Source organism: Nocardia sp. NPDC059691 (assembly GCF_042733915.1).
Classification (GTDB): Bacteria; Actinomycetota; Actinomycetes; order Mycobacteriales; family Mycobacteriaceae; genus Nocardia; species Nocardia sichangensis.
Genome location: NZ_JBHWFB010000001.1, coordinates 120,116 through 143,728, shown reverse-complemented (window position 1 = coordinate 143,728; position 23,613 = coordinate 120,116). Strand labels below are relative to the sequence as shown.

Here is a 23,613-nt window from a genome sequence, read left to right as displayed (position 1 = left end):
CAGGGGCTTGGTGCACATGAGTTTGGATGTGCGCGTGCTCGGGCCCGTGCGGCTGCTCGTCGGTGGTGAACCGGTGGCCGTCGGCGGGCCCAAACCGCGAGCTCTGCTCGCCGCGCTCACGGTGAATCGGCGGCGCGCGGTGTCGTCGGCCGCGCTCGCCGATCTGGTGTGGAACGAGGAACCGCCCGACGCCTATGCCGCCAGCCTGCAGGTCTTCGTCTCCAACATCCGCAAGGCGCTGCGTAATTCCGGGGTGGACCCGGCGACGGTGCTGCGCACCGAGTCGTCGGGCTATCGGTTGGAGATCGACGAGACCGCGTGCGATCTGGGACGTTTCGAAGCGGCGCGGGAGGCGGGCGCCCGTGCCGCGGAGGCGGGTGATCACGCCGGGGCGGCGCAGCTGTTCGGCTCCGCGCTGCGCGAGTGGAGCGGCCGGGCGCTGGCCGATCTGGCCGGATTGCAGTTCGCCGACGGGTTCGCCACCGCCATGGACGAGGAGCGGTTCCTGGCCGCGGCGGCCCGGATCGACGCCGAGATCGCTTGCGGGCGAGCGTCCTCGGTGATCGGCGAGCTGGTGGCGATGACCAACGAGCACCCGTTGCGCGAACCGCTGTGGGGCCAGTTGATCACCGCGCTGTATCTGTCCGGACGGCAGGCGGACGCGCTGGAGGCGTGCCGGAAGGTGCGCGGCGTGCTCGCCGACGAGCTCGGCATCGACCCGGGGCCGGCGCTGATCGACCTGGAGCAGCGCGTGCTGCGGCAGGAGCCGCTGAGCACGGTCGAACTCCGGCAGGTCGAGCGCCTGGCCGCGGCGATGACCGAGACGGTCACCGAGGTGCCGCGTGCGGTGCGCAGCGGTCAGCTGCGGATGCCGGACGGTCGCGTGGTGGCGATCGCGCAGGGCGGCCTGCGTATCGGGCGGATGACCGACAACGACTTGGTGCTGGAGGACCCGCGGGCCAGCCGCTACCACGCGCACATCATGCCGAGTCGCTCCGGTCTGCTCATCAAGGATCTGCATTCGGCCAACGGCGTCTACGTCAACGACGACGCGATCGACAGCGGCGTGCTGCTCGCCGACGGCGACCTGATCCGGATCGGCGCGACGATCCTGACCTTCCAGGCGCTGCACTAGTCGCAGGCGATCCCGTCGCCGTCCCGGTCCAGCTGGGCGTTGAAGCCGGGCTGCCCGCGGTACAGCGGCCCGGCGCCCTCGGCGCGCACCTGGTCGCAGTCGGTGTAGATCTTCGGCGACCGCTCGGCGGGTTCCTCGGGTCGCTCGCTGTCCCCCTTCGGCCCGGTCCGGTTGTGCGGGATCGGATGGTCGTCGTGCGGTCCGGCGATCGCGACGGCCGGGGGCGGGACGGCGGACGCCGCCGACGGCACGAGCGCGCACGCTCCGGCCGCCAGCAGCGCCGCCCCGATCGCGGGTGCGAAGCGGAGAACTGACATGGTCACGTCTCCATCCTGCTCCCGGATCGTCCGGCGCGCCTCACTCGCAAGCGATTCCGTCGTTGTCCCGGTCCAGGTGGGGGGCGTAACCCGGCTGTCCACGCCGCAGTGGGGCCTTACCGGCGTGCGGACCTCCGTGCAGTTCTTGTAGTAGGGACCCGGGGGCGCTTGCGGTGGCAGGTTGTTCGGCGGCGGCGGATTGTTCGGGGCCGGTGGATTGCTCGGCTGCGGCGGAGTTTGCGGCGGTGCCGGGCGTGTCGTTCTGACCGCCTTCGAAAGGCGAACGGGGTAGGGTCGTTCCGCTGGTTCGTCTTCGCAAGATTCGTGTCCGCAAAGGATTTCGAGGGGTTGCTATGGCGATGCGAATGTTCGCCGCGGTCGGTGCGATCGTGGTCGGCGCGGGAATGCTCGTCTACGCCGACGGGCCTGCCGCCGCCGCGCCCGAAGCGGCGGGCCCTCTCGCGGGAGTGGGTCCGTGCGCGACCGACCCGGTGGCGACCCACGAGCCTTTGGTGCCGAAAACGCTGGAGGTGCCGATTCCCTATCCGGTGATCACCGTGCTCCCGCCACAGCCGCCGGAATCCGCGCCGAAGCGAACGCGGATGGAGCTCCCGCCGGATCCCTGCGCGAATCCCTGCCCGGATCTCACCGATCTGCCCGGCGCGCCACCGAGTCTCGCCGGACAGCTCGGGATCCCCGAAATCCTGCTCGATCCCAAACCGTTCCACTTCGCGATCCCCGGCCCCGGCCCGGACCCCGGTCAGGTGCCCCCACCACCCGCGCCGGTGCGGCCGCCGATCGAGCCCGCGGCGCAGTCACCGGCTCGCCCCGCGCCGCGGCTCGGCCCAGCTCGCGAGGTGGCGAAGCTGACCGGCGCGAACTCGGTGAACCGCACCGACAAACGCTGGCAGGTGGACGGCACCGACCTCGGCATCATGTGGGAGAGCGCACCGGGCGAGATCGCGACCGCGTTCGGCGACACCGTCGGGCGCGGCTTCCATCCGCCGGGCGGCATGGGGCTGGATTGGCGCAGCAACGTCCTCGCCTTCAGCACCGACCGGGATCTCGCCGACGGGGTGACCTTCGACCGGATGGTGACCGACGACCGCTGCCACGCGGCCGAGGTGCTCTCCAGCCGCAAACTCGACAATGTCGAGGTCACCACCATTCCCACCTCGGGTTTCGCGCTGGGCGAGCGACAGTATCTGAGCTACATGTCCATTCGGACCTGGAACAGCCTGCCCGGCACGTTCTTCACCAACTACGGCGGCATCGCCTACTCCGACGATCACGGTCAGACCTGGACGAAAGACCCGCACGCGCGCTGGGACAACATCTTCGGGCTGGCGAATTTCCAGGTGAGCGCGATGGTGCCGCACGGGGGTTACGTCTACATGTTCGGCACGCCCAATACCCGCCTCGGCGCGGTGGGCCTGGCCCGGGTGCCCGAGGACCAGCTGCTCAACACCACCGCCTACCAGTATTGGCGGGATGGCGCCTGGACCCCCGTCGGTGGCTTCGGCTCGGCCACGCCGATCGTGGACGGTCCTGTCGGTGAACTGTCGGTCCGCTACGACGCCGACCGCGAGGTCTGGCAGATGAGCTATCTGGACACGACGAAGGCGGCGCTGGTCGTACGCGAGGCGGACACACCGCAGGGCGTGTGGTCGGAGAGCACGCCGACGGTGTCGGCGCTGAGCTATCCGGAGCTGTACGGAGGCTTCATCCACCCGTGGTCTTCGGGTACGGATCTGTACTTCACCATGTCGACCTGGAGTGACTACAACGTGTACCTGATGCACTCGGTCGTCGGCGAGTGAGCCGCTCGGGTCAGCGGAGCCGGACCTCGGCCAGGGCGCGACCGAACAGCTTGCGACCCTCGGACGAGCCGCCGAGCAGGATGGTCGCGGTGCGCGCGGCGGCGTCCAGCGACTTGATCCGGCCGGTGAACACCACCGTGCCCGCCGTGTCGGCGGGAACCGGAACGAAGCCGGAGAAGCGCACGCTGAACTTCTGGATCGCGGTGGGATCGCCCAGCCACGAGGTGAGGTAGTCACCCGCCAAGCCCATGGTCAGCATGCCGTGCGCGACCACCGTCGGCAGCCCGGCCAGCTGTGCGGCGTGGTCGCTGAAGTGGATCGGATTGGCGTCGCCGGACACGCCCGCGTAGTTCGCCAGGTCGCCGCGGGTCAGCTGGAACGCGCGGTCGGGCAGCTGGTCGCCTGGAGCGAGCTCGTCGAAAGAGAGCAGCGTGTGCACGGGCGTGGACTCGTGCTCGACCGGCTCCACCAACGGGCTGACGCCGAGCGACACCAGCACATCGTTGTGCGCGGGGTCGGTACTCCGGGATTCGACCGGGCGCCCGTGCATCATGACGTTCTCGACGATGTCGTCGAGCGTGTCGTCGACCTCGGCTCCGCGGCGCGCGACGATCGTGGTCGACCCGACGATGGCGACCTCGCCGTGCTGGTTGCTCAGCGTGAAGCGCACCAAGATGAAGTCGTTGTCGCCGAACTGGCGGATCGATTCGATGACGATCTCGCTGCGCATCCGGTCGCCGGCCAGGATCGGCCGGTAGATCTCGAAGACCTGATCGGTCTGCAGGAACTGGGAGAGGTCGTACTCGGTGAGCACCGTGTCGAGCAGCGCCCTGGTCCCGGTCATCCCGATCACCGAGGCGAAGGTCGGCGGCGCGATGAGGCCGGGATACCCGAGCGCGCGTGCGTCGGCTTCGTGCTGGTGCGCCGCGTGGTGGTTCTGTACCGCGCGGGCGAACTCCCGGACTTTCTCCCGGCCGACCTCGTAGTGGTCACGCACCCGGAATCGCTGTCCGATCGGCGTCACCGGGACGACATCGATATCCGGCCGCGCCATTGTCTGCTCCCTGCTCATGATCCGGGCCATGCTACTGCGGGGCCGGACCATTGACCAGGCGAGTGTGACGTGTGTGACCGGCATCGATGCGTGGCGGCTATCACGCTGCCAGGTGGTTACTGGCTGCTGGAGGGCGGATCGCAGACCTTCCATCCGTCGTCGGTGCGCTGCAGGTCGAAGGTGCGGGCGGACCGCTTCGCCGGGTCGGCCTCGGTGTACACCGTGGCCTGGGCGATGGCGGTGGCGTCGGTGATGCGGATGGCGTCGATGCTGTCCACCACCGGGATGTTCTTGCGTTCCATCGACAACTTGTGCACGCCGGCGAACTGGTCGCTCGGAATGCCCTGATAGAAGTCGTGCAGCGGACCGCAGGTGGTGGAGCGGAGCGCGTCCAGATCGCCGCTCTTCAGCGCGTCGGTGTAGCTGGTGATGGCGCTGCGCACCTGAGCCTCGGGGGAGTCGTCGCCGGACATCGTGACAAGCGACACGATCACCGCGATGAGCGCGATCACCGCCACGGCCGCCGCTCCGAGCACGATCAGCCGTCGATCGGGCCGAGTGGGATCGGTGGCGGTCGCACCGGCGGCCTGCGAAGCAGGGGGGATCCGTTGCGGCGGCGCGACGGGCCGGGTCTGCGGCGCACGCGGACCCCCCATCGACTGCGCGGGCACGGTCTGCTGGACGTCCGCGGGGGACGGCGCGGTCGCCACCTGTCGCGGTCTGCCGCCGGGACGCTGCGGCGACGGGCGGGTGTCCTCGACGCCAGGTCCGTGCTGCGGCGGCGCGGCAGGGCCGTGCGGGCCGGGCTGTTTGGGACCGGGAGCCGGACGAGGCGTGCTCGGCGGCTTGGTGACCGGTACCGGACCCGCCGATGGAGTGACCACGCGATCGGTGCCCGGCCTGCCGCCGTCGCCGGGGCGCTGGATGGGCAACGCGACGGTCTTCGCGTCGTCCAGGCCGACCACCGGCATCGCCATCGTTACGTCATCCGAACCGGGCGGGTTCTGCGCCTCGGCCGGGGTGGATTCGCCGGTCCGCTCCGGCGCGGGAGCCGGTCCGGCCGACGGCTTGCGTATCACGACGGTCGCGGATTCGCCGCCCCCCGGGATCGCGGCGGTCTCGGCCTCAGGCTTGCCGCCGGGCGGAGTAGAGGCACCGGCGGTCTCGGGCGGCGTACCCGGGGTCGTCTCGGCCGTCGCCGCGTTCTTCGAGGCGGCCGCCGGTCCTGCCTTCGCGCCGGAGGCGGGTGCCTTGTCCGTCGCTGGTCGATCCTGCTGCGCGGGTGCGTCTTTCGAAGCGGACCCACTCGCGGGGGCCGCACCGGACGGAAGCTGATCCCGTTTGATCACCACGGTGCGCGACTGATCCGGAGCGGAACCAGGCTTCGAGGCGCTACCGCCGGTCTCCGGCGCGGACTCGCGCTCGGGCGCGGCCGTTTCCGCATCGGTGCCCGATGCTGGGCGTGGGCTGGATGTGCCTGGCCCGGAGGGTGCCGGTGCGCCGCCCACCTTCCCTGCCGGGCTGTTCGCCGGTCCGGGACGAGCTGTGCCTTTGGTGCCGGGCGCGTTCGATGCGGCCGGGGCGGAGGGCGTTGGTGTGCTGCCGGTTCTCCCTGGGGTGTTCGCCGGTCCGGAAGGGGCTGTGCCTTTGGTGCTGGGCGGGTTCGATGCGGCCGGGCCATTGGGTGATGGTGCGCCGCCGAGTTTCCCTGCCGGGGTGTTCGCTGGTCCGGAAGGGGCTGTGCCTTTGGTGCTGGGCGGGTTCGATGCGGCCGGGCCATTGGGTGCTGGTGCGCCGCCGAGTTTCCCTGCCGGGGTGTTCGCTGGTCCGGAAGGGGCTGTGCCTTTGGTGCCGGGTGCGTTCGACGCGGTCGGGCCGGAGGGCGGCGGTGTGTTCCGGCTGGCTGCAACTTGCCCCGCAGGTGGTTTCGCGGCTGGTTGCCCCGCCGGGGACGGCGCGGAAGAAGCAGGAGGGTTCGGCTTACCGGTACCGCCTGCTGACGCCGCCCCAGCGGCCTTCGCCGCGCTCGAGGGACCGGCGGCAGGTGTGGTTTCGGCGCTGGTCCCACTGGTCGCGTTGGACCCAGCCGGGGTCCCGGCCGCTCGGGGGCTCGCGGCTGCGGGCCGGTTGGTGGCATTCGCCTGGTTGCCGGGGGTCTTCGGACCGCCGGAAGCTCCGGACTGCGTCGAAACCTGTGGCGCGGGACCCGCGGGTGCGGAGCCGCTCGCATTGGAAGCCGGTGGATTCGTAGCCGGTGAGTTCGTACCGCTCGCTGGACCGTTGGCCGGTTTCGTGCCCGCCTCGGCCGTGTTCGCGTCCTTCCCGGGGACCGGACCGCCACCGGGAGCCTGTTTCGGTTGGCCGCCGGGGGCTGGACTACCGGTGCCCGCGCCAGCCTTCGATCTCGCCGCGGAAGCATCCGAGGCGGCTGCTGCGGCGCCGCCGGGCGGCGTCGCACCCGGTCGCTGCGCCTTGGCGATGCGCTCGGTGGGGGCAGCCGACGAAGCGGAACCGCTCTTGCCCGAGGCGGGGATACGTTCGGTGGCGGCCTCGGGGCGTGCGTCGGCCCCGGCGGCGTCGGCCGGTCCGGCGCTGTCTCGCGCCGTGCTCTTCTCGTCGTTCGGGTCGGACACGCACACCCCTCGCTAAGCGGAACTGTTTGAACTCGACGGCCAGCCTAATGGGCGCGGCCCGGCGAGGTCCGGCATCAGCCCACGTCGAGCCGAACGAATGCCGACCCGTCACCTGACCTCCTTGTTCGGCCTACGCCGTGACGCGAGGAGGCGAGGCGGTCGGCTGTCGAGCAAACCGTCGTGCGGTGCACAATGAACCGCATGACCTCGTTCGGTGACCTGCTCGGACCGCAACCGGTATTGCTACCAGAAATCTCCGACGCCGAGGACGCGCTCCTCGACGGCGCCGATCCGGTGCGGGTGGCGGCCGAGCACCCGGCCGCCTCGATCGCCTGGGCGCACCTCGCCGAGGCGGCGCTGTCTCGTGGCGAAGCCCAGGACGAGGCGGTCAACCACGACATCGTGGCCGCGTACGCGTTCGCCCGCACCGGCTACCACCGCGGCCTCGATCTACTGCGCCGCAACGGCTGGAAGGGCTTCGGTCCCGTGCCGTGGAGCCACGAACCCAATCGCGGCTTCCTGCGCAGCGTCGGCGCGCTGGCCCGCGCCGCCAAGGTGATCGGCGAGACCGACGAGTACGCTCGCTGCCTCGACCTGCTGGAAGACTGCGACCCCCATGCGGCCGCGGAGCTGGGCCTCGACTGAGTCGTAGTGATCGGAGCACCGCGTAGCGATTCGATGGTAGGTAGCGGCCGGGTGACGGGTGCGTTCGACCCGATGTCCCGGTTCGGCGTGGCCCGCGCGAGTGGCATGGCGAGGCTACGCACCTCGTGGGCGCGGCTGCGCCGGTCGGCGCTGCCGATCATCCAGTGTTCGGTCGGCGCCGCGCTGGCCTGGTTCCTCGCGCATCACGTCATCGGCCACGCGCTGCCGTTCTTCGCGCCGACGGCCGCCGTGGTGTCGATGGGCATCTCCTTCGGCGCGCGGCTGCGTCGCTCGGTGGAACTGGTGGTGGGGGTCGCGGTCGGCATCGGCATCGGCGATCTGTTCATCTCCCACGCGGGCACCGGCATATGGCAGATCGCGCTGGTGGTCGCGGTCGCCATGGCCGCGGCGGTGTTCCTGGACGGCGGTCCGGTCATCACCGTGCAGGCGGCGGGCTCCGCCGTGCTGGTCGCCACGTTGCTGCCGCCCTCGGCGGGCGGCGGTCTCTCCCGCATGATCGACGCCTTGGTCGGCGGTCTGGTCGGCGTGGTGGTGGTCGCCGCGATCCCCCTGCATCCCGTGCGCAGGGCGCGGACGCTCGCCGGGGACATCCTCGCCGTGATGGGCAGATCGATCACCGAATGCGCGGACGGACTGCTCGAACAGGATCCGGAGAAGGTGCACCGCGCGCTCACCGCGATGCGCGCCACTCAGCCGCAGATCGACTCCTTGCGCGCCACCCTGGAAGGCGGCCGCGAGATCAGCCGGATCTCGCCGTTGTACTGGAACTCCCGTCCCCGGCTCGAACGCATCAGGGCCACGGCGGATCCGCTGGACAACGCCATCCGCAACACCCGAGTCCTGCTGCGGCGCTCGCTGACTCTGGTGCGCGACGACGAAATCCTCGACCCCGGTTTGATCGACGAGGTGGAGCGCCTGGGCCAGGCCGTCGACGTGGTGCGCCGGATGATGCTGGCCGACCCCGGCGACCAACCCGACCGCGCCGAGGCGGCCCGCGTACTGCGCTCGGTCGCGAAGGGCGCCCGCCCGGAACTGGTAACCGGCGCGGGCCTTTCGGCGCACGTCGTCTTCGCGCAGGTGCGTTCGACGCTGGTAGACCTGATGCAGGTGTGCGGCGTGCAACGTATCTCGGCGATTGCCCTGCTGCCGCCGACGGTCAAGAACCCCTACGTGCGGCCCGAGGTCTGAAGCCCTACTACTCAGCGGTATTCGGACATTGTTGCCTGCCACCGTGGTCCGATTCCCGTGCGGCGCGCCGGAAGTTCGATCTTCGGGTAGTCCGCTACTCGGGTTCCGCGCGTCATCCCGCCGTAGTTTCGCGATGTGACCGCGAGTCGCGGGGTATCGCGGTCGACCACTTCGCACGTGGACGAAAGGACCTTCCGGCCAAGGGGTGTGGCAGCCGGAAGGGGGGCGGATCGGAAGCGGCGAAGAAGCGGGGCCGCCCGGCAACCCGACCGGGCGGTCCCGCGCCCACGTGTACGGCGAGTCGCCGAGATCAGGTCCAGAACCGAGTCAGGTAGCCGCCGTAGCGCGACCAATTCGACGGAACCCCGGACAGTTCGAACAGCGCGTACACCGCGTCGAAGAACACCTGATTGATCGCGGGCGTGAACAGCAGCGCGAACAGGATCAACATGCCGAACGGCTTGAACTGGTCGAGCGAGCGCCGGGTCTGGTAGCTCAGCGACGGCTCGACGATGCCGTAGCCGTCCAGTCCCGGCAGCGGGATCAGATTCAGCAGAGTCGCCGTGATCTGCAGGAAGGCAAGGAAACTGACGCCGAACCAGAACGCGGGATGAGTGGCCGAGCTGCCCCAGATCCGGACGGCCGCCAGCAGCAACACCGCGCACAACGCGTTCACGGCGGGCCCCGCGCCGCTGATGATCCGCTGCGTGCGCGGCGCGACATTGTGCGTGTGCACGTAGACCGCGCCGCCGGGCAAGCCGATGCCGCCGAGCGCGATGAACACCATCGGCAACACGATCGACAGCAGCGGATGGCTGTACTTCAGTGGGTTGAGCGTCAGATAGCCGCGCAATTCCACTTCCCGGTCACCCGCGCGCCACGCCGAGTACGCGTGCGCGAACTCGTGCAGGCACAGCGAGACCACCCAACCGAAGACCACGAGGACGAACACACCGGCCTTGGCTCTGGTGGAGTCCAGCGGGGCGTCCCAGGCCAGCGCGCCGCCGACCGCGGTCACGACCACCACGAGCAGGAACACCGGGCTCGGCCGGACCGCACGCGCTCGGCGGTTGGTCGGGAAACTCATCGCACCAGCAGCCAGGGTTCGTGATGGCGGTAGAAACTCGAGCGCGGCACCGGGCGATCGGCGCGGACGCCGTCCCTGGTCACGATGGCGCCTGGCGTGCCGAGCTGCGCCGCTCGCCCCTCGACCCAGCGCCGTTTGCGGAACCTTCGCCGCACGGCCGCCCGTACACCGGGCGGTTCGAGGCACGGCGAGACGAGCATGGCCGTCACGTCAGCGGAGAACAGCAGGGTGTCGTCGACATAAGCCTCACCCTCGAGCCGCTCGCCGCCGATGCCGGTGATCACCGCCCGGCCCGCGAGCACCTTGCCGGTGTCGTCGCGAACCAGTGGCGTCTCGACGGCGCTGCCTCCGATGGCGCGCTTGGCGGCGGCGTTGCCGGTGCCGGTCTGGTAGGCGCGTGCGGCGTAGGTCTTCTCGACCGGCACGTACCCGATCTCCACGTGCAGGCGCTCGGTGCGCATCAGATGGGTGAGCACCGCGGCCAGCGCGGCGTCCTCACCCAGCACGATCAGGCGTGGCAGGCTGTCGGCGGCCAGCACGGGAAGCAACTCGTCGATCACGGCGGGATCGGGGATGGCGGCCGTCTGGGTGGTCGGCAGCGCCGCGAGCGCGATGGGTACGGGAGCGCCGTCGCAGCGGAGAACATGGGTACTCAAGCTGCCGTACACCCTCCTCGGTTCGAGCCGACACCGTCGGGCCCCTCGCCATTGGCGGGCGAACCCGAGCCGCGGCTCGCCCGTGCCCGCCGCGCTGCCGCTCGGCGTGCCGTGCAACCTTAGCCCTGCCCGGCCGCGACCACACGGTTGTCGAGCCTACGACGAGATGCGCTGCGATGCCGCCGGGGACGGGTCGGCTAGACTGTGCTTCCGGCCACCGCCTCAGTACGGCAGGTAGCTGCAACACACCAGTGTTGCCTGTCGAACCGTAGGAGACACGACCATGCCGGCAATCGTCCTGATCGGCGCCCAGTGGGGCGACGAGGGGAAGGGCAAAGCAACCGATCTGCTCGGTGGTCGGGTGAACTGGGTGGTCCGGTACCAGGGCGGCAACAACGCGGGTCACACCGTGGTGTTGCCCAACGGCGACAACTTCGCCCTGCACCTGATCCCCTCCGGCATTCTGACCCCGGGCGTGACGAATGTCATCGGCAACGGTGTCGTCGTGGATCCCGGCGTGTTGCTGGACGAGCTGGCGGGGCTGGAGCAGCGGGGCGTCGACACCTCCGGGCTGCTGCTCTCGGCCGACGCGCACTTGATCATGCCGTATCACGTGGCCATCGATAAGGTCACCGAACGTTTCCTCGGCAACAAGAAGATCGGCACCACCGGCCGCGGGATCGGGCCGTGCTACCAGGACAAGGTGGCGCGCGTCGGCGTGCGCGTCGCGGACGTGCTGGACGAGAAGATCCTCACCCAGAAGGTCGAGGCGGCGCTCGAGTTCAAGAACCAGGTGCTGGTCAAGATCTACAACCGCCGCGCGCTTGATCCGCAGCAGGTGGTGGACGAGGTGCTGACCCAGGCGGACAGCTTCAAGCACCGGATCGCCGACACCAGGCTGAAGCTGAACCTCGCGCTCGAGCGTGGTGAGACGGTGCTGCTGGAGGGTTCGCAGGGCACCTTGCTCGACGTCGACCACGGCACCTACCCGTACGTCACGTCGTCGAACCCGACCTCGGGCGGCGCGGCGGTCGGCGCGGGCATCGGACCGAACAAGATCAACACGGTGCTCGGCATCCTGAAGTCCTACACCACCCGGGTCGGCTCCGGACCGTTCCCGACCGAGCTGTTCGACGAGTTCGGCGCCTACCTGGCCAAGACCGGCGGCGAGGTCGGTGTCACCACCGGGCGCGCCCGCCGCTGCGGCTGGTTCGACGCGGTGATCGCGCGCTACGCCACCCGGGTCAACGGCATCACCGACTACTTCCTCACCAAACTGGACGTTCTATCCAGTCTCGAGACGGTGCCGATCTGCGTCGCCTATGAGGTCGACGGCGAGCGAGTCGAGCAGATGCCGACCACGCAGACCGAATTCCATCACGCGAAGCCGATTTTCGAGCAAATGCCCGGTTGGTGGGAGGACATTTCCGGCGCGCGCACCTTCGAGGAGCTGCCCGCCAACGCCCAGGCGTACGTGTTGCGTTTGGAGGAGCTGTCCGGCGCCAGGATTTCTTGCATCGGCGTGGGTCCCGGCCGGGATCAGACCATCGTCCGGCACGACGTACTCGACTAGAACCTGTTCGAATTCCGCGCGTGCCAGCGGAAATTCGGCAAGATCACCAGAAATTCGCCACATCTATCGTGCTCGCTCGGCTTCGATCATGATCGGTGAAGAACTACAGTTAGAGCATGGCTCGGAACTGGCCGATGATCGAGCGCGAGAGCGAATTCGAGGCGATCCGTGCGGCGCTGACCGGTCCGGGGCACGTCGGCGTGGTACTGACCGGTGACGCGGGGGTGGGCAAGACCACCCTTGCCCGGCATGCCACCTCCGCGCTCGGCGGCAATGTCCGCTGGGTGGCGGGCACCGAGTCGGCGCGCAGCATTCCGCTGGGGGTGTTCGCGCATATGGTCGGCGTCTATACGGCGCACGATCCGGTCACGTTCATGTCGGCGGCGCGCGAGGCGTTGCTCGCCGACGGGGACACGGTGATCGGGGTCGACGACGCGCATCTGCTGGATCAGCTCTCCGCCACGCTGCTGCTGCAACTGGCCATCGACAAAGCCGCCCACATCGTCGTCACCGTGCGCAGCGGAGTCCCGGTGCCGGACGCGGTCACCTCGTTGTGGAAAGACGGCCATCTGACGCGCATCGACCTGCGCCCGTTCACCCAGCGCCAGAGCGTCGAACTGGTGGAATCGATGCTCGGTGGGCAGCTCGAGGGGTTCACCGCCAATCTGATGTGGGAGTCCTCCGCCGGAAACGCGTTGTTCCTGCGGCATTTGGTGGAGGGTGCGCTGGAGGCGGGCACGCTGCGTCAGGTCAACGGCGTGTGGCAACTGCGTGGGCGCGCGGCGGTGACCTCGGAGCTGGCCGCGCTGCTGGAGGACCGCGTCGAGCAGTTGCCCGAGCCGGTGCTGCGGGTGCTGGAACTGCTGACTTTCTGCGAGCCGATCGATCTCGACGTCCTCGCCGAATTGGCGGGCGAGGACGCGGTGGAAGCCGCCGAAACGCGCGGGGTGATCCGGGTGGTGGAGAATTCCCAAGATCTGATCGTGCGCTACAACCACCCGCTGTTCGGTGAGGTGATCCGCCGCAGGCTCGGCATCGCCTCGGCGCGGCGTTTGCGCGGCAGGTTGTATTCGTCGCTCAAGGACCGCCGGATAAACTCCGCCGCCGACCGCATCCGCCTGGCCGAATTGGCGCTGGACAGTGATAAATCCGCGGATCTGGAATTGTTCGAGGCGGCGGCGGCCGACGCGATCGGATTGGCGAATCTGCCGCTGGGCGAGCGCTTCGCCCGCGCAGCGGTGGAGCGGCGCGGCGGCGTGGAGGCCGCCGACCTGCTGGCGCGCGCCCTGCTGTGGCAGGGGCACCGGATCGAGGCCGAGCGCACCCTCGCCAGCTTCGACCCCGACCAACTCGACGAGGTGCAGCTGGCGCGCTGGGGCAGCACCAGGGTGGCGAACCTGTTGTGGGCCATGGGCGATGCCGATCGCGCCGACGAGGTGCTGAAGCTGGTGCGCGCGAAGGTGCGGCATCCGAAGATCGCGGCCATCTTCACCGGCCTGGCGTCGGCGAGTCTGGTCAACGAGAACCGGGTCGACGACGCGATCGCCGAGGCGGAGACGGTGATGTCCGCCGACGGCGCACCGCCGTGGGCGGTGTGGTGGGCGTCGTTCGGCGGCGGCCTGGCGTCGGCGTTGATGGGCAAGGGGGAGGCGGCCAGGCAGTACGCGGCCCGTGGGCACGAGGTGGAAGCGCACATCGACGGACTCAACCGCTTCATGTCCACGCACGCCGAGGTGCTCGCCCTGACCTTCGCCGGCGATCTGGAGGCCGCGCGGCGCTGCGCCGGGGCATTCGTCGGCTACTCCTCGCCGGGCCAGTATCTGGCCTGGGGCATGTCGAAGATCCTGCAAGGGACCGTCGATGTGGCGCAGGGCCGGTTCCTGGACGGCATCGAGAATCTGGAACAGGCGCTGGCCGCATTGGCCGCGGAGGGCGCGGCCGCGTGGATGTTCCCCGCGCGAATCCGTCTGGCGGAGGCGTATTCGGCGCTCGGGCGGGCCGGCGACGCCTCCGAGTCGATCGCGCACGCCACCGCGCGGGGCGGCAGGCACAGTGCCGTGTACGAACCGCAGCTGGAAGTGGCGCGCGCTTGGCTGGCCGCCGCCGAAGGAACCGTCACGCCTGCCATCCGCATCGCGGTGGGCGCCGCCGACGCGGCCGCACGCTCGCATCAGCACGCCATCGAGGCCATGGCGCTGCACACCGCGGCCCGCTTCGGCGACCATTCCGTCTCCGGACGACTGGCGGAACTGGCCGAGCGAGTGGAAGGACGGCTGGTACAGGCGCAGGCTCGGCACGCGGTGGCGCTCGCCGACCACGACGGACCCGGGCTGGACTCGGTCGCCGCCGAATTCGAGCGCATCGGCGCGCTGTTGTCGGCCGCCGACGCCGCGGCGCAGGCCGCCTCGGCCCACGAGCGAGCCGGGGATCGGCGCAAGTTGCTGGAGTCCGCCGCCACCGCCAACCGGCTCGCCGCCGCCTGCGGCGGAGCGAGCACCCCCGCGCTGCGGCAGGCCGCACAACCCTTGCCCTTGACCGCGCGGGAACGGGAGATCGCCAACCTCGTCGCCGCGGGCCTGTCCAACCGGCAGATCGCCGACCGGCTCACCGTCTCGGTGCGCACCGTCGAAGGCCATCTCTACCGGGCCTGCATCAAGATGGACGTGACCGATCGCGAGTCCCTGGGCGCGCTGATGCGCGGAGAGTCCGGGAGCGGAAAATGACGCTGCGAGCGGCCGCGGTGATCGCTGCCACGGCGGCGGCTCTGGTCTTGGCCGCCGGGTGCTCGGACGGACAGCCGCAACCGGTCACCAGTTCCGCGCGTCCCTCGGCGACAGTGGCGACGAAGACCGAGACGACGCAGGAGCGCAACGCCCGGATCAGGCAGAAATTGATCGAACTCGGCTGCTCGACGAACGCCTGCATCCAGACGTACTTCGGCTGCGAGGACGGCTACATCACCGGGGACGCGTGCGAATTCTTCCGCGCGCATCCCTTGCGCTGAGCCGCGCGTAGTAGCCGGCGGGCTGATCGGCGCCGGTGCGGAACGAACCGGCGACGGGGGCGAGCAACCCGATGTTCGGATGATGGCCGAGCCGGAGAATCTCCCGGAAAACGGCGTCGGGAAGTACCGCGGCGATGGCGCGGGCTCCCTTCCGGAGCAGTGCGTCGGATTTGCCGCCTGCGGTCACCAGAGTGGGAATGCCGGACCAGTCCTCGGGCCGCAGCGTCTCGCCGCGCATGAAATCGCGCATCACAGCCCAGTCGTGTGTGGTGGAGGGAGTGGTGGCGCTTTCGCTCTGGATCGGCGGGTGCTGCCGATGTCTCGCTCAGAGGGGTGAAGCGAAGTACACGAATTCATCGGACGTGCCGTATCCATGACTCCGAGAACAGGACGCAGTGGTCGGTGCTGGTCGTTCAGAACAAGGTGGGCTCGCCGAATCCAGGTGTGCGCTCGATGGTCAGCAGGCGCTGCTTGGTGTCGATGCCGCCGGGGGCGGAGAAGCCGTGCAAAGCGTGGTCGGCGGCCAGTACGCGGTGGCAAGGGATGATCAGGGGAATCGGGTTGCGGCCCAATGCTTGTCCGACCGCCTGGGCGGCGCCTGGCGCGCCTACGCGGTCGGCGACCTGGCCGTAGCTGAGGGTGTGGCCCGGGTCGATGGCGCGCGTGACGGCGTAGACGGCGCGGTGGAACTCCGGAATTCCGCTGGTATCCACGGCGATCCAGCGCAGGTCGTCCAGTTCGCCCGCGAGGTGGGCGCGGATGCCCGCGATGGCCTCGGCCACGACCTCGGTGGGCGCCTGTTCGTGGATCTGCTCGCTCGGGTGCCCCGCGCGGCCGCGCGTGATGCGCGCGCGGGTGGCCGCCGGGCTCGCCTCGGGGAGTTGGAATCGGAACACGCCGCGCTCGCTCCAGGCGATCGCGCAGCAGCCGATCGCGGTGTCGAACAGCGTCGCCACGATCGGGCGGTCCGGTGCGGTCGGGCCGGAGGCCACGGGCTCGGCGGCCTCGGTCGCCGGACGATCGGTGGCGAGGCGAGTGGCGTCACTCATGAGGCAAGTCTGCACCGCGGGACCGACAAGTTTGCAATGAGAAGGCCAGTTTTCCGGAACTGGCCTTCGATGAGCCGTGACCCCGACTCGCTCCCGGCTGGTTCGCGCCACTGGGCAGGTCCGGGTCCGGCACGTCGCCGCGGCCGTAGATCGCCGCGAGATCGGAGTATCGGCGCTGGTGGTCGTAGTAAGTGAGGGGCTGGTCCGACATCGGTGTAGCGGGGTGGAAGCGTTCGAGGCGAAAGGTGCGCGTGTCGCGTTCCGGCGCGAATCGGTAGATCAGGCAGCCGAGCAAGGCGGTCAGGAGCAGGGTGGCGAGCATCATGTCCGTCAGGGTGCGCGCCACTGGCCTTGCCAATAAATATCCAATCGGCCGATACTGGACCGTATGGCGACAAGAGTGATCGGCGCGGGCAGCCTGGCTCGCGATCTGGGCCATTGGCGGCACGCGCACGACGGCGATCCGGATTCGGCCGGGCGGCGCTCCACCCGCCCGGCCTACTTGGCGCTCGCCGAAGGAATCCGGCTGCTGATCCACGACGGGCGCGCGCCGCTGGGTGTCGCCTTGCCCAGCGAACGGGATCTCGCCTGCACCCTCGGGGTCAGTCGCACCACCATCACCTCCACCTACGCGCTGTTGCGCGAGCACGGCTACCTGATCAGCCGCCAGGGCTCGCGCAGCACGGTGGCCCTGCCCCGCGACGTGCAGCACGACGGCGTCAAGCCTGCGCGGAGCATCCTGGCCATGATGGGCTCGCCCGAACTGCCCACCGTCGACATGACCTATGCCGCCATGGCCGCCCCGCTGGAGATGCAGGACGCGTATTCGGCTGCCCTGGAGGGCATTCCCGCCTACCTCGGCACGCACGGCATGGACCCGGTCGGTGTGCTGGCACTCCGTGAGGCGATCGCCCGCCGCTACACCGCGCGCGGGCTGCCGACCGAGCCCGATCAGATCCTGGTCACCCTCGGCGCTCAGCACGGCTTGCGCCTGCTGCTGAACGTGCTCACCGCGCCCGCGGCCCGCGTGCTCATCGACCACCCGACCTACCCGAACGCCATCGAGGCGATCCGCGACGTCGGCGCCAGGCCGGTGCCGGTGCCGCTGCGCCCGGAGGACCCGGCGGGCGGCTGGGATCTCGACGGCGTCCGCAGTGCCGCGCGGCAGACCGCGGCCAGCCTGGCCTATCTGGTGCCGGACTACAACAACCCGACCGGCCTGCTGCTCGACGCCGACGGCCGCGCCGAACTGGCCGCCATCGCCAGGGATACCAGGATGACCATCGTGATCGACGAGTCCATGGCGGATCTCGGGCTCGGTGCGGACGACCCGCCGCCGCCGGTCGCCGCTTTCGCCAGAGGATCCGAGATCGTGACCATCGGGTCGGCCTCGAAATCGTTCTGGGGCGGTCTGCGCGTCGGCTGGATCCGGACCAACCAGGCGCTGATCACCAAGCTGCTCGGCATCCGCTCCACGGTCGACCTCGGCACCCCCGTCATGGACCAGTTGGCCACCGTGCACCTGCTCGAGCACGCGGAGGTGATCCTCGACCGCCGCCGGGACCAGTTGCGTTCGCAGCGTGCCGCGCTGCTCGACGCGCTCGCCGAGGAACTGCCGGACTGGCGCGTCACCGTCGGCGCGGGCGGCATGTCGGTGTGGGCGCAGCTGCCGACGTCGGTTTCCACGGCGCTGGCGGCCACGGCTCCCAACCATGGCGTATTGCTCGCCGCCGGGCCACGATTCGGCGTGCAAGGCGCGTTCGAACGGTTCCTGCGGCTGCCGTTCACCCACCAGGAACCCGAATTGCGTTTGGCGGTCAAGGCCATCGCGTCCGCCTATGTGGCGCTCACGCCACGCGCCGCCGACCCGTTGACGCCGTTGACCTGCTACTGAGGCGATTTCGTCGCTGGGGAGAGCCTCCGCAGGCGGTATGTCCCCTCCGAGCACCGCCGAGCACGATCGGCCGGCCACCCCTCGGGGCTGGCCCTCGTCGTGCTCGGGCGGTGTGCAGAAGCTCGCACGGCGCGGAGGCCTCCAGCTCGAGCAGCGGTCAAGGAGCGGACCGGACGAGGTTCGCGATTCTCGAAAGCCACCTGCTCGCGGACAGTATGGCAGGCCCGGCACCGAACTGTCGAACCGGTTGGTATGTTAAAAGTTTCAATTATCAGCCGCGAAGCGGGGTGGCGCCATGCCACCCCGCTCGGCGCTCAGTCGGCCCAGACCGTCTCGATCGGGGTGGCGGTGGTGGGCGGCGGGGTCGGAATCCCGTTCGGAGTGCGGGAGAATCGCGGCGCGGGGGCGTGCTGGGTGATGTCGTCGAGCTCCAGCAGCGAGCCGCGGGCCGCGATGTGCTCGTTGCGCGTCGCCTCGTCGAATGTCAGCACGGGAGAGACGCACGCGTCGGTGCCGACGAAGATCTCGGCCCATTCGTCCCGGGTCTTGGTCCGGAAACGCTCGGCGAAAAGCTTTTTCAGCGTTTCCTGACCGGCGGGGTCGAGCTGGAAGGGCAGGCCGTCCGCCTCGATCTCCAGTCCGGCGAGCAACTGGGCGTAGAACTGCGGTTCGATCGCGCCGACCGCCATGTACTTGCCGTCGGAGGTTTCGTAGGTGTCGTAGAACGACATTCCGGTGTCGAGCAGGTTCACGCCACGCTCATCGGACCAGGCGCCCGCGCCGCGCATGCCCCAGATCATGTGCGAAAGGGCAAGGGCGCCATCGACCATGGCCGCGTCGATCACCTGGCCCTTGCCGGACTGCTGCCGCTCGACCAGCGCGGCGAGGATGCCGAACACCAGGAACATCGAGCCGCCGCCGAAATCGCCCACCATGTTCAGCGGCGGGACCGGGCGTTCGCCTTTGCGGCCGATGGCGTGCAGCACGCCGGTGATGGAGATGTAGTTGATGTCGTGTCCGGCGCGATCGGCCAGCGGGCCTTCCTGACCCCAGCCGGTCATCCGTCCGTAGACCAGGCGCGGGTTGCGGGCGAGCGCGTCGTCCGGGCCGATGCCGAGCCGCTCGGTGACGCCGGGGCGGAAGCCTTCGATCAGCACGTCCGCCTTCTCGACGAGGCCGAGGACCTTCTCGATGTCGGCGGGGTCCTTGAGATTGGCCTCGACGATCGTCCGGCCGCGCAGCTGCGGACGGTCGAACCCGCCCGGCAGCTGGCCCGCGCGCTGCACCCGCACCACGTCGGCGCCCAGATCGGCGAGCAGCAGCGCGGCGTGCGGACCGGGACCGATCCCGGCCAGCTCGATGACCTTGATGCCCGCGAGCGGGCCCTGCTTGGCGGTGGATGGAGTGCTCACGCCCTACCTCGGTTCGTCGTTGATCCAGCGCACCGGCGGTCCGGCGCGTCCTCCCGTACGGCGGCCGGGAGGGTTGTATTGACAGTATGACAATAAAGTCGGGGCCGGAGCCGGGGGCATACCCGGACGACGGATGGACGACGGGTTCGACGACGAGTCGCCCGTTCGGTCGCCCGGTCCTAGGCTGCACGTGTGCAAGCGCTGTCTGATCAGGGGTGGTACAACCTTCTCGCCGGTCTCGCGATTCTGGTCGGTCTGGTCGGCATCGTCGTGCCGATCCTGCCGGGCGTCATCTTGATCTTCGCGGCCATCGCCGTCTGGGCCTTTCTCACCGGGGGCGCCACGGCCTGGACGGTTTTCGCGATCAGCACGGTGCTGCTGGTGCTCTCCGGCGTCGTCAAATACACCTGGCCGGGGCGCAGGATGAAGGACGCGGGAGTGTCCAATCGCGCTGTCCTGCTCGGCGCGATACTCGGCGTCATCGGCTTCTTCGTGATTCCGGTGATCGGCCTGTTCGTGGGCTTCGTTCTCGGCGTTTATCTTTGGGAACTCCAGCGGCTGCGCGTCAACCGGCAGGCGTGGCAGGCGACCGTGCACGCGTTGAAGGGCGTCGGACTGTCCATCCTGATCGAACTCTTCGGCGCGTTGCTTGCCACCGGTGTGTGGCTCGCCGGTGTGTTCGCCGTCTGAGCGCTACCTATCGATGGCGGGGAACGGGATCGTGTCGCCCGCGCGGCTTCCCGGGAGTTCGTCGCGGCGCAGCCGGAGGGTCGGCGGTTCGGGCCGGTACAGCGGCAGCGTGGGGGCCGGTTCCTCGCGGACGACGCGCTCGCGGGCCGGGAGCCGATAGAACGCGCGCGCGTTGTCCTCCAGCACCGCGTGCATGTCGGTGCCCACCACGTCGCAGAGCAGATCCACGTCCGAGTCCCGGAACGGACGTCCGGCTCGGGTACCGGGCAGATCGGTGCCGAACATGAGGGCTTCCGGATTCACCGCGTGCACGCGGCGCAGCGTGTCGGCGACGTTCATCGCGACCCGGCCGAAACCGGTCGCCTTGACCTTGGCTCCGCGGTCGACCAGGTCCAGCAGGAAGGGCAGCCCTTCGGCGGACATGCCCAGATGGTCGACCGACAGCGCGGGCAGCTTGGAGATGACCGGTTGCAACGAGGCCAGCATCGTGCCGTCGATGTAGACCTCGACGTGCCAGCCGGCCAGCTCGTACGCGCGCAGCGCCTGCAACGTCATTCCGGCGATGTCGGTGGCCGCGCGCTTGAGGTTGAAACGCAGTGCGCGCACACCGATCCGGTCCAGTTCGAGGATCTCCTCGTCGGAGGCGTCGAGATCGAGCCGGGTGACGCCGACCCAGCCCTCGCCGAGTTCGGCGAGGGCGGCCTTCAGGTAGGTCTGGTCCGTGCCCTGGAACGACCCGCTGACCACGGCGCCGCCGCTGACGTCGTAGCGCGCCATGCGCTTCCGGTAATCGGCGATGGTGAACGGGTCGGGCAGGTAGCCCTCGTTCTCGGCCAGCGGAAACCGCGGGTCGAAAATGTGCAGGTGGGCATCGAACACTTGTACAGAATGCCTCAGGGTCGAATTTTCCGCTGCCACAGCAGGGGTGTCGCGATGGCGGCGGAGGGGGTCACTGCGGGGTGATCAGACCTTGTGGGGTTCGCTGGCGCGCAGCATGTCCTCGCGTTCGACGACCTTGACGCGCTCGCGGCCCTCCGGCTCACCGAGGGAGCGTTCGTGCGCGTCGAGGCGGTACCAACCCGCCCAGGTGGTGAACGGGATGCCCTTGCCTTCGAGGAACTCGATGACGGCCTCGGGGTCGGGCCGCTCGGCCGGGGTGAAGCCGGGAGCGTCGTCCAGCAGGCAGGCGATGGTCTCGTTGGCGTCGCCCTTGGTGTGGCCGATCAGGCCGACCGGGCCGCGCTTGATCCAGCCGGTGACGTAGGTGGCGGGCAGGTAGCGCGCGGCGCCGTCGGCGTTCTCGTCGACGAGCACGCGGCCCGCTTCGTTCGGCACGGTGCCGGCCTGGTCGTCGAACGGCAGGTTGGTCAGGTTCTGCGACAGGTAGCCGACGGCGCGGTACACCGCCTGCACGTCCCAGTCCTTGAACACGCCGGTGCCCTTGACGTTGCCGGTGCCGTCGAGCTCGGTGCGCTCGGTGCGCAGGCCGACGACCTTGCCGTTCTCGCCGAGAATCTCGGCGGGGGATTCGAAGAAGTGCAGGAACAGCTTGTGCGGCCGGTCGCCCGCGTCGCGGATGGCCCACTGCTCGAGCGTGTTGGCGACCATGTCGACCTGCTTGGAGTGACGGCGCGCGGCTTCGGAGCCTTCGTCGTAGTCGATGTCCTCTGGGTCGACGATGACCTCGATCGTGGGCGAATGGTCGAGCTCGCGCAGTTCCAGCGGGGTGAACTTGGCCTGCGCGGGACCGCGGCGGCCGAAGACGTGCACCTCGACGGCCTTGTTGGCCACCAGGCCCTTGTAGACGTTCGGCGGGATCTCGGTCGGCAGCAGTTCGTCGCCGGTCTTGGCCAGCACGCGGGCGACGTCGAGGGCGACGTTGCCGACGCCGAGGACGGCGACCTTCTCCGCCTCCAGCGGCCAGGTGCGGGGGACGTCGGGGTGGCCGTCGTACCAGGAGACGAAGTCGGCGGCGCCGTAGGAGCCGTCGAGGTCGATGCCGGGGATGGGCAGGGCGCGGTCGGCGTTGGCGCCGGTGGAGAAGATCACCGCGTCGTAGAAGGCCCGCAGGTCGTCGAGGGTGATGTCGGTGCCGTAGTCGATGTTGCCGAGCAGGCGCACCTGCGGCTTGTCGAGGACCTTGTGCAGGGCGGTGATGATGCCCTTGATGCGGGGGTGATCGGGTGCGACGCCGTAGCGGATCAGGCCGAACGGCGCGGGCATGCGCTCGTAGAGGTCGATCGACACCTCGGCATCGGACTTCATCAAGGCGTCGGCGGCGTAGATCCCGGCCGGTCCGGCGCCCACGATCGCGATGCGGAGCGGGCGGGTCTTCGCGGTGTGCGCGTCAGGCCCGGAGGAGGAAGCCTGCGTCACCACGGAGGGCTCGCGGACACCGCCATCCTCTACTGCACTCTGTTCGGTCATCTCTTTACGCGCACCTTTATGGTCGAAACAATTAATGACGTCGGGCTTAGCTTAGGCTAAGTTGACGCACCGGCTCGGTCGCACCCGTCCGGTGCGGACGCCGGCGTCGCCGGCTCGTGGCTGCACGGTGCTCCGTTCGCCGCGGCGTAGAGCTGCCGATTCGCTATGACAGCAGGCCGCCGTCCCGCGATTCTATCGGGATGGCCGACGCCGCCCCGCGTCGGTGCGTGAACTCGACGGATGCCATCGACAGCCACGATTGCCGCTTACCCGCTCGCGCGCGGTCTATCGCCGCCGCTCGCCCCTGGTCGGCGCCGCGCCGGTGTATTGCCCGGGGTCGAGCGCTCGATACCGGCGCCGACCAGGGATCATCGAGCCATGACCGAACAGCAGCCGACCGCGGGCGAGGACGAGATCATCCGGGTCGATCAGACCGATAAACGCTCGGTGGTCCCGTTCGTCGCCGCCGCGGTGGTCGCGGCGATCGTGCTGATCGCGATCGTGCTCGGCGGTGTGCTGTCACCCGCTGAGAAAAATGTCACAGACGCCGACCGCATCACGGCGGCCGTCCGAAACTTCGTCGACGGTGCCAACCGCAGCGACGCCGTGCCGCCGCCCGGCACCGCGTGCCAGGGCTTCGACGCCGCCCACTCACCGCTGGCGGGCCAGGACGGCGCCGGAAAGCCCGTCGAGATCACGAAAATCGACCCGCCCATGGTGGACGGCGACCGGGGCAAGGCGACCGTCACCACGAAGGTGGACGGGCAGGAGAAGACGACGACCTGGATTCTCGCCAGATCCGGCGACAAGTGGCTGGTATGCACCTGAGCGTTCGCGCAGGGTGCGTCACCGTTTGACACGGTGACCCGGGTCGGTGCAATCTCAGTCGAAGGTCATGAGAACCAGTGTCAAGCCCCGGCATTGCTGGTCGGCAACCCTCCTCCGCGGTGGGGTGCTCCGGGTGACGACCTGGCGGCGCCCTGGTCCCGGGCGCGGCAAGTGCGGATT

22 protein-coding genes and 1 riboswitch are annotated in these 23,613 nt (G+C 69.6%); of the genes, 10 read left to right on the top strand and 12 right to left on the bottom strand.

Features of this window, described 5'->3' with window-relative positions; genetic code table 11:
- The first annotated feature begins 16 nt into the window (after nt 1-16).
- Nucleotides 17-1,135: a BTAD domain-containing putative transcriptional regulator gene (locus ACFV2O_RS00730; RefSeq protein WP_379249179.1), complete on the top strand. Its 1,119-nt coding sequence runs from the start codon at nt 17-19 to the stop codon at nt 1,133-1,135.
- On the opposite strand, the gene ACFV2O_RS00725 is transcribed toward ACFV2O_RS00730, so the two are convergent.
- Nucleotides 1,132-1,452 carry an excalibur calcium-binding domain-containing protein gene (locus tag ACFV2O_RS00725; protein ID WP_379249177.1) on the bottom strand — a complete coding sequence of 107 codons (321 nt, stop codon included), beginning with the start codon at nt 1,450-1,452 and terminating at the stop codon, nt 1,132-1,134. The two genes, ACFV2O_RS00730 and ACFV2O_RS00725, sit on opposite strands and share 4 nt — an antisense overlap.
- 40 nt (nt 1,453-1,492) lie before the next feature.
- A complete protein-coding gene (locus tag ACFV2O_RS00720; protein WP_379249175.1) occupies nt 1,493-1,771 on the bottom strand; it encodes an excalibur calcium-binding domain-containing protein in 279 nt (92 codons plus the stop codon).
- 34 nt (nt 1,772-1,805) lie between these two features.
- Here ACFV2O_RS00720 and ACFV2O_RS00715 point away from each other — a divergent pair, with 34 nt between their 5' ends.
- The gene (locus ACFV2O_RS00715) at nt 1,806-3,272 is read left to right on the top strand and encodes a DUF4185 domain-containing protein (protein WP_379249173.1); all 1,467 of its coding nucleotides are present in this window, start codon (nt 1,806-1,808) and stop codon (nt 3,270-3,272) included.
- Nucleotides 3,273-3,282: 10 nt separating this feature from the next.
- Here the strand turns inward: ACFV2O_RS00715 and ACFV2O_RS00710 are convergent, their stop codons facing one another.
- On the bottom strand, nt 3,283-4,344 hold the full coding sequence (locus tag ACFV2O_RS00710; protein WP_379249171.1) for a fused (3R)-hydroxyacyl-ACP dehydratase subunits HadA/HadB: 1,062 nt from the start codon (nt 4,342-4,344) through the stop codon (nt 3,283-3,285).
- A 98-nt stretch (nt 4,345-4,442) separates the two neighbouring features.
- Nucleotides 4,443-5,678 (bottom strand): hypothetical protein, encoded by a 1,236-nt coding sequence (locus ACFV2O_RS00705; RefSeq protein WP_379249169.1) that lies wholly within the window; start codon nt 5,676-5,678, stop codon nt 4,443-4,445.
- A gap of 1,482 nt (nt 5,679-7,160) precedes the next feature.
- Here ACFV2O_RS00705 and ACFV2O_RS00700 point away from each other — a divergent pair.
- Nucleotides 7,161-7,604, top strand: a complete 444-nt coding sequence (locus ACFV2O_RS00700) for a DUF3151 domain-containing protein (RefSeq protein WP_379249167.1) — start codon at nt 7,161-7,163, stop codon at nt 7,602-7,604.
- A gap of 72 nt (nt 7,605-7,676) precedes the next feature.
- On the top strand, nt 7,677-8,813 hold the full coding sequence (locus tag ACFV2O_RS00695) for an aromatic acid exporter family protein (RefSeq protein WP_379250088.1): 1,137 nt from the start codon (nt 7,677-7,679) through the stop codon (nt 8,811-8,813).
- A 310-nt stretch (nt 8,814-9,123) separates the two neighbouring features.
- Here ACFV2O_RS00695 and ACFV2O_RS00690 read toward each other — a convergent pair whose 3' ends face one another.
- Together ACFV2O_RS00690 and ACFV2O_RS00685 are read right to left on the bottom strand one after the other, a co-directional pair.
- Complete coding sequence (locus ACFV2O_RS00690) at nt 9,124-9,900, bottom strand: site-2 protease family protein (RefSeq protein WP_356962829.1); 777 nt, start codon at nt 9,898-9,900, stop codon at nt 9,124-9,126.
- Nucleotides 9,897-10,556 carry a hypothetical protein gene (locus ACFV2O_RS00685; protein ID WP_379249165.1) on the bottom strand — a complete coding sequence of 220 codons (660 nt, stop codon included), beginning with the start codon at nt 10,554-10,556 and terminating at the stop codon, nt 9,897-9,899. The genes ACFV2O_RS00690 and ACFV2O_RS00685 overlap by 4 nt, the downstream gene beginning before the upstream one ends.
- 283 nt (nt 10,557-10,839) lie before the next feature.
- Between ACFV2O_RS00685 and ACFV2O_RS00680 the strand changes: the two genes are divergently transcribed.
- The 3 genes from ACFV2O_RS00680 (at nt 10,840) to ACFV2O_RS00670 (ending at nt 15,133) form a co-directional block, all read left to right on the top strand.
- Nucleotides 10,840-12,129: an adenylosuccinate synthase gene (locus ACFV2O_RS00680; protein ID WP_379249163.1), complete on the top strand. Its 1,290-nt coding sequence runs from the start codon at nt 10,840-10,842 to the stop codon at nt 12,127-12,129.
- A gap of 116 nt (nt 12,130-12,245) precedes the next feature.
- Nucleotides 12,246-14,852 (top strand): LuxR C-terminal-related transcriptional regulator, encoded by a 2,607-nt coding sequence (locus tag ACFV2O_RS00675; RefSeq protein WP_379249161.1) that lies wholly within the window; start codon nt 12,246-12,248, stop codon nt 14,850-14,852.
- A complete protein-coding gene (locus ACFV2O_RS00670) occupies nt 14,849-15,133 on the top strand; it encodes a hypothetical protein (RefSeq protein WP_379249159.1) in 285 nt (94 codons plus the stop codon). The genes ACFV2O_RS00675 and ACFV2O_RS00670 overlap by 4 nt, the downstream gene beginning before the upstream one ends.
- Here the strand turns inward: ACFV2O_RS00670 and ACFV2O_RS00665 are convergent.
- The 3 genes from ACFV2O_RS00665 to ACFV2O_RS00655 form a co-directional block, all read right to left on the bottom strand.
- Nucleotides 15,087-15,383 (bottom strand): alpha/beta fold hydrolase, encoded by a 297-nt coding sequence (locus tag ACFV2O_RS00665; protein WP_379249157.1) that lies wholly within the window; start codon nt 15,381-15,383, stop codon nt 15,087-15,089. The genes ACFV2O_RS00670 and ACFV2O_RS00665 overlap by 47 nt on opposite strands.
- A gap of 163 nt (nt 15,384-15,546) precedes the next feature.
- Complete coding sequence (locus tag ACFV2O_RS00660) at nt 15,547-16,182, bottom strand: methylated-DNA--[protein]-cysteine S-methyltransferase (protein WP_379249155.1); 636 nt, start codon at nt 16,180-16,182, stop codon at nt 15,547-15,549.
- Nucleotides 16,175-16,507, bottom strand: coding sequence for a hypothetical protein (locus ACFV2O_RS00655; RefSeq protein ID WP_379249153.1), 333 nt, complete (start codon nt 16,505-16,507; stop codon nt 16,175-16,177). Before ACFV2O_RS00655 ends, ACFV2O_RS00660 begins: the two co-directional genes overlap by 8 nt.
- Nucleotides 16,508-16,570: 63 nt before the next feature.
- Between ACFV2O_RS00655 and ACFV2O_RS00650 the strand changes: the two genes are divergently transcribed.
- Nucleotides 16,571-18,076, top strand: coding sequence for a PLP-dependent aminotransferase family protein (locus ACFV2O_RS00650; protein WP_379249151.1), 1,506 nt, complete (start codon nt 16,571-16,573; stop codon nt 18,074-18,076).
- 314 nt (nt 18,077-18,390) lie between these two features.
- On the opposite strand, the gene ACFV2O_RS00645 is transcribed toward ACFV2O_RS00650, so the two are convergent.
- Nucleotides 18,391-19,488, bottom strand: coding sequence for a CaiB/BaiF CoA-transferase family protein (locus ACFV2O_RS00645; RefSeq protein WP_355071553.1), 1,098 nt, complete (start codon nt 19,486-19,488; stop codon nt 18,391-18,393).
- 192 nt (nt 19,489-19,680) lie between these two features.
- Between ACFV2O_RS00645 and ACFV2O_RS00640 the strand changes: the two genes are divergently transcribed.
- A complete protein-coding gene (locus ACFV2O_RS00640; RefSeq protein ID WP_355071554.1) occupies nt 19,681-20,178 on the top strand; it encodes a DUF456 domain-containing protein in 498 nt (165 codons plus the stop codon).
- A 3-nt stretch (nt 20,179-20,181) separates the two neighbouring features.
- Here ACFV2O_RS00640 and ACFV2O_RS00635 read toward each other — a convergent pair whose 3' ends face one another.
- Nucleotides 20,182-21,057 carry an amidohydrolase family protein gene (locus tag ACFV2O_RS00635; protein ID WP_356962822.1) on the bottom strand — a complete coding sequence of 292 codons (876 nt, stop codon included), beginning with the start codon at nt 21,055-21,057 and terminating at the stop codon, nt 20,182-20,184.
- Between the two features lie 84 nt (nt 21,058-21,141).
- Nucleotides 21,142-22,605 (bottom strand): FAD-dependent oxidoreductase, encoded by a 1,464-nt coding sequence (locus ACFV2O_RS00630; protein ID WP_356962821.1) that lies wholly within the window; start codon nt 22,603-22,605, stop codon nt 21,142-21,144.
- A 378-nt stretch (nt 22,606-22,983) separates the two neighbouring features.
- Between ACFV2O_RS00630 and ACFV2O_RS00625 the strand changes: the two genes are divergently transcribed.
- Nucleotides 22,984-23,433, top strand: a complete 450-nt coding sequence (locus ACFV2O_RS00625) for a hypothetical protein (protein WP_355071558.1) — start codon at nt 22,984-22,986, stop codon at nt 23,431-23,433.
- 63 nt (nt 23,434-23,496) lie between these two features.
- A riboswitch (SAM riboswitch) is annotated at nt 23,497-23,613 on the top strand.

Excerpts from the sequence above, each read along its gene's own strand:
- ACFV2O_RS00675 (WP_379249161.1), top strand. The coding sequence starts at position 12,246 with ATGGCTCGGAACTGGCCGATGATCGAGCGCGAGAGCGAATTCGAGGCG.
- ACFV2O_RS00625 (WP_355071558.1), top strand. The coding sequence starts at position 22,984 with ATGACCGAACAGCAGCCGACCGCGGGCGAGGACGAGATCATCCGGGTC.
- ACFV2O_RS00730 (WP_379249179.1), top strand. The coding sequence starts at position 17 with ATGAGTTTGGATGTGCGCGTGCTCGGGCCCGTGCGGCTGCTCGTCGGT.
- ACFV2O_RS00660 (WP_379249155.1), bottom strand. The coding sequence starts at position 16,182 with ATGAGTGACGCCACTCGCCTCGCCACCGATCGTCCGGCGACCGAGGCC.
- ACFV2O_RS00695 (WP_379250088.1), top strand. The coding sequence starts at position 7,677 with ATGTCCCGGTTCGGCGTGGCCCGCGCGAGTGGCATGGCGAGGCTACGC.
- ACFV2O_RS00715 (WP_379249173.1), top strand. The coding sequence starts at position 1,806 with ATGGCGATGCGAATGTTCGCCGCGGTCGGTGCGATCGTGGTCGGCGCG.
- ACFV2O_RS00725 (WP_379249177.1), bottom strand. The coding sequence starts at position 1,452 with ATGTCAGTTCTCCGCTTCGCACCCGCGATCGGGGCGGCGCTGCTGGCG.
- ACFV2O_RS00650 (WP_379249151.1), top strand. The coding sequence starts at position 16,571 with ATGGCGACAAGAGTGATCGGCGCGGGCAGCCTGGCTCGCGATCTGGGC.
- ACFV2O_RS00680 (WP_379249163.1), top strand. The coding sequence starts at position 10,840 with ATGCCGGCAATCGTCCTGATCGGCGCCCAGTGGGGCGACGAGGGGAAG.
- ACFV2O_RS00670 (WP_379249159.1), top strand. The coding sequence starts at position 14,849 with ATGACGCTGCGAGCGGCCGCGGTGATCGCTGCCACGGCGGCGGCTCTG.
- ACFV2O_RS00655 (WP_379249153.1), bottom strand. The coding sequence starts at position 16,507 with ATGATGCTCGCCACCCTGCTCCTGACCGCCTTGCTCGGCTGCCTGATC.
- ACFV2O_RS00710 (WP_379249171.1), bottom strand. The coding sequence starts at position 4,344 with ATGAGCAGGGAGCAGACAATGGCGCGGCCGGATATCGATGTCGTCCCG.
- ACFV2O_RS00690 (WP_356962829.1), bottom strand. The coding sequence starts at position 9,900 with ATGAGTTTCCCGACCAACCGCCGAGCGCGTGCGGTCCGGCCGAGCCCG.
- ACFV2O_RS00630 (WP_356962821.1), bottom strand. The coding sequence starts at position 22,605 with ATGACCGAACAGAGTGCAGTAGAGGATGGCGGTGTCCGCGAGCCCTCC.
- ACFV2O_RS00665 (WP_379249157.1), bottom strand. The coding sequence starts at position 15,383 with ATGCGCGATTTCATGCGCGGCGAGACGCTGCGGCCCGAGGACTGGTCC.
- ACFV2O_RS00700 (WP_379249167.1), top strand. The coding sequence starts at position 7,161 with ATGACCTCGTTCGGTGACCTGCTCGGACCGCAACCGGTATTGCTACCA.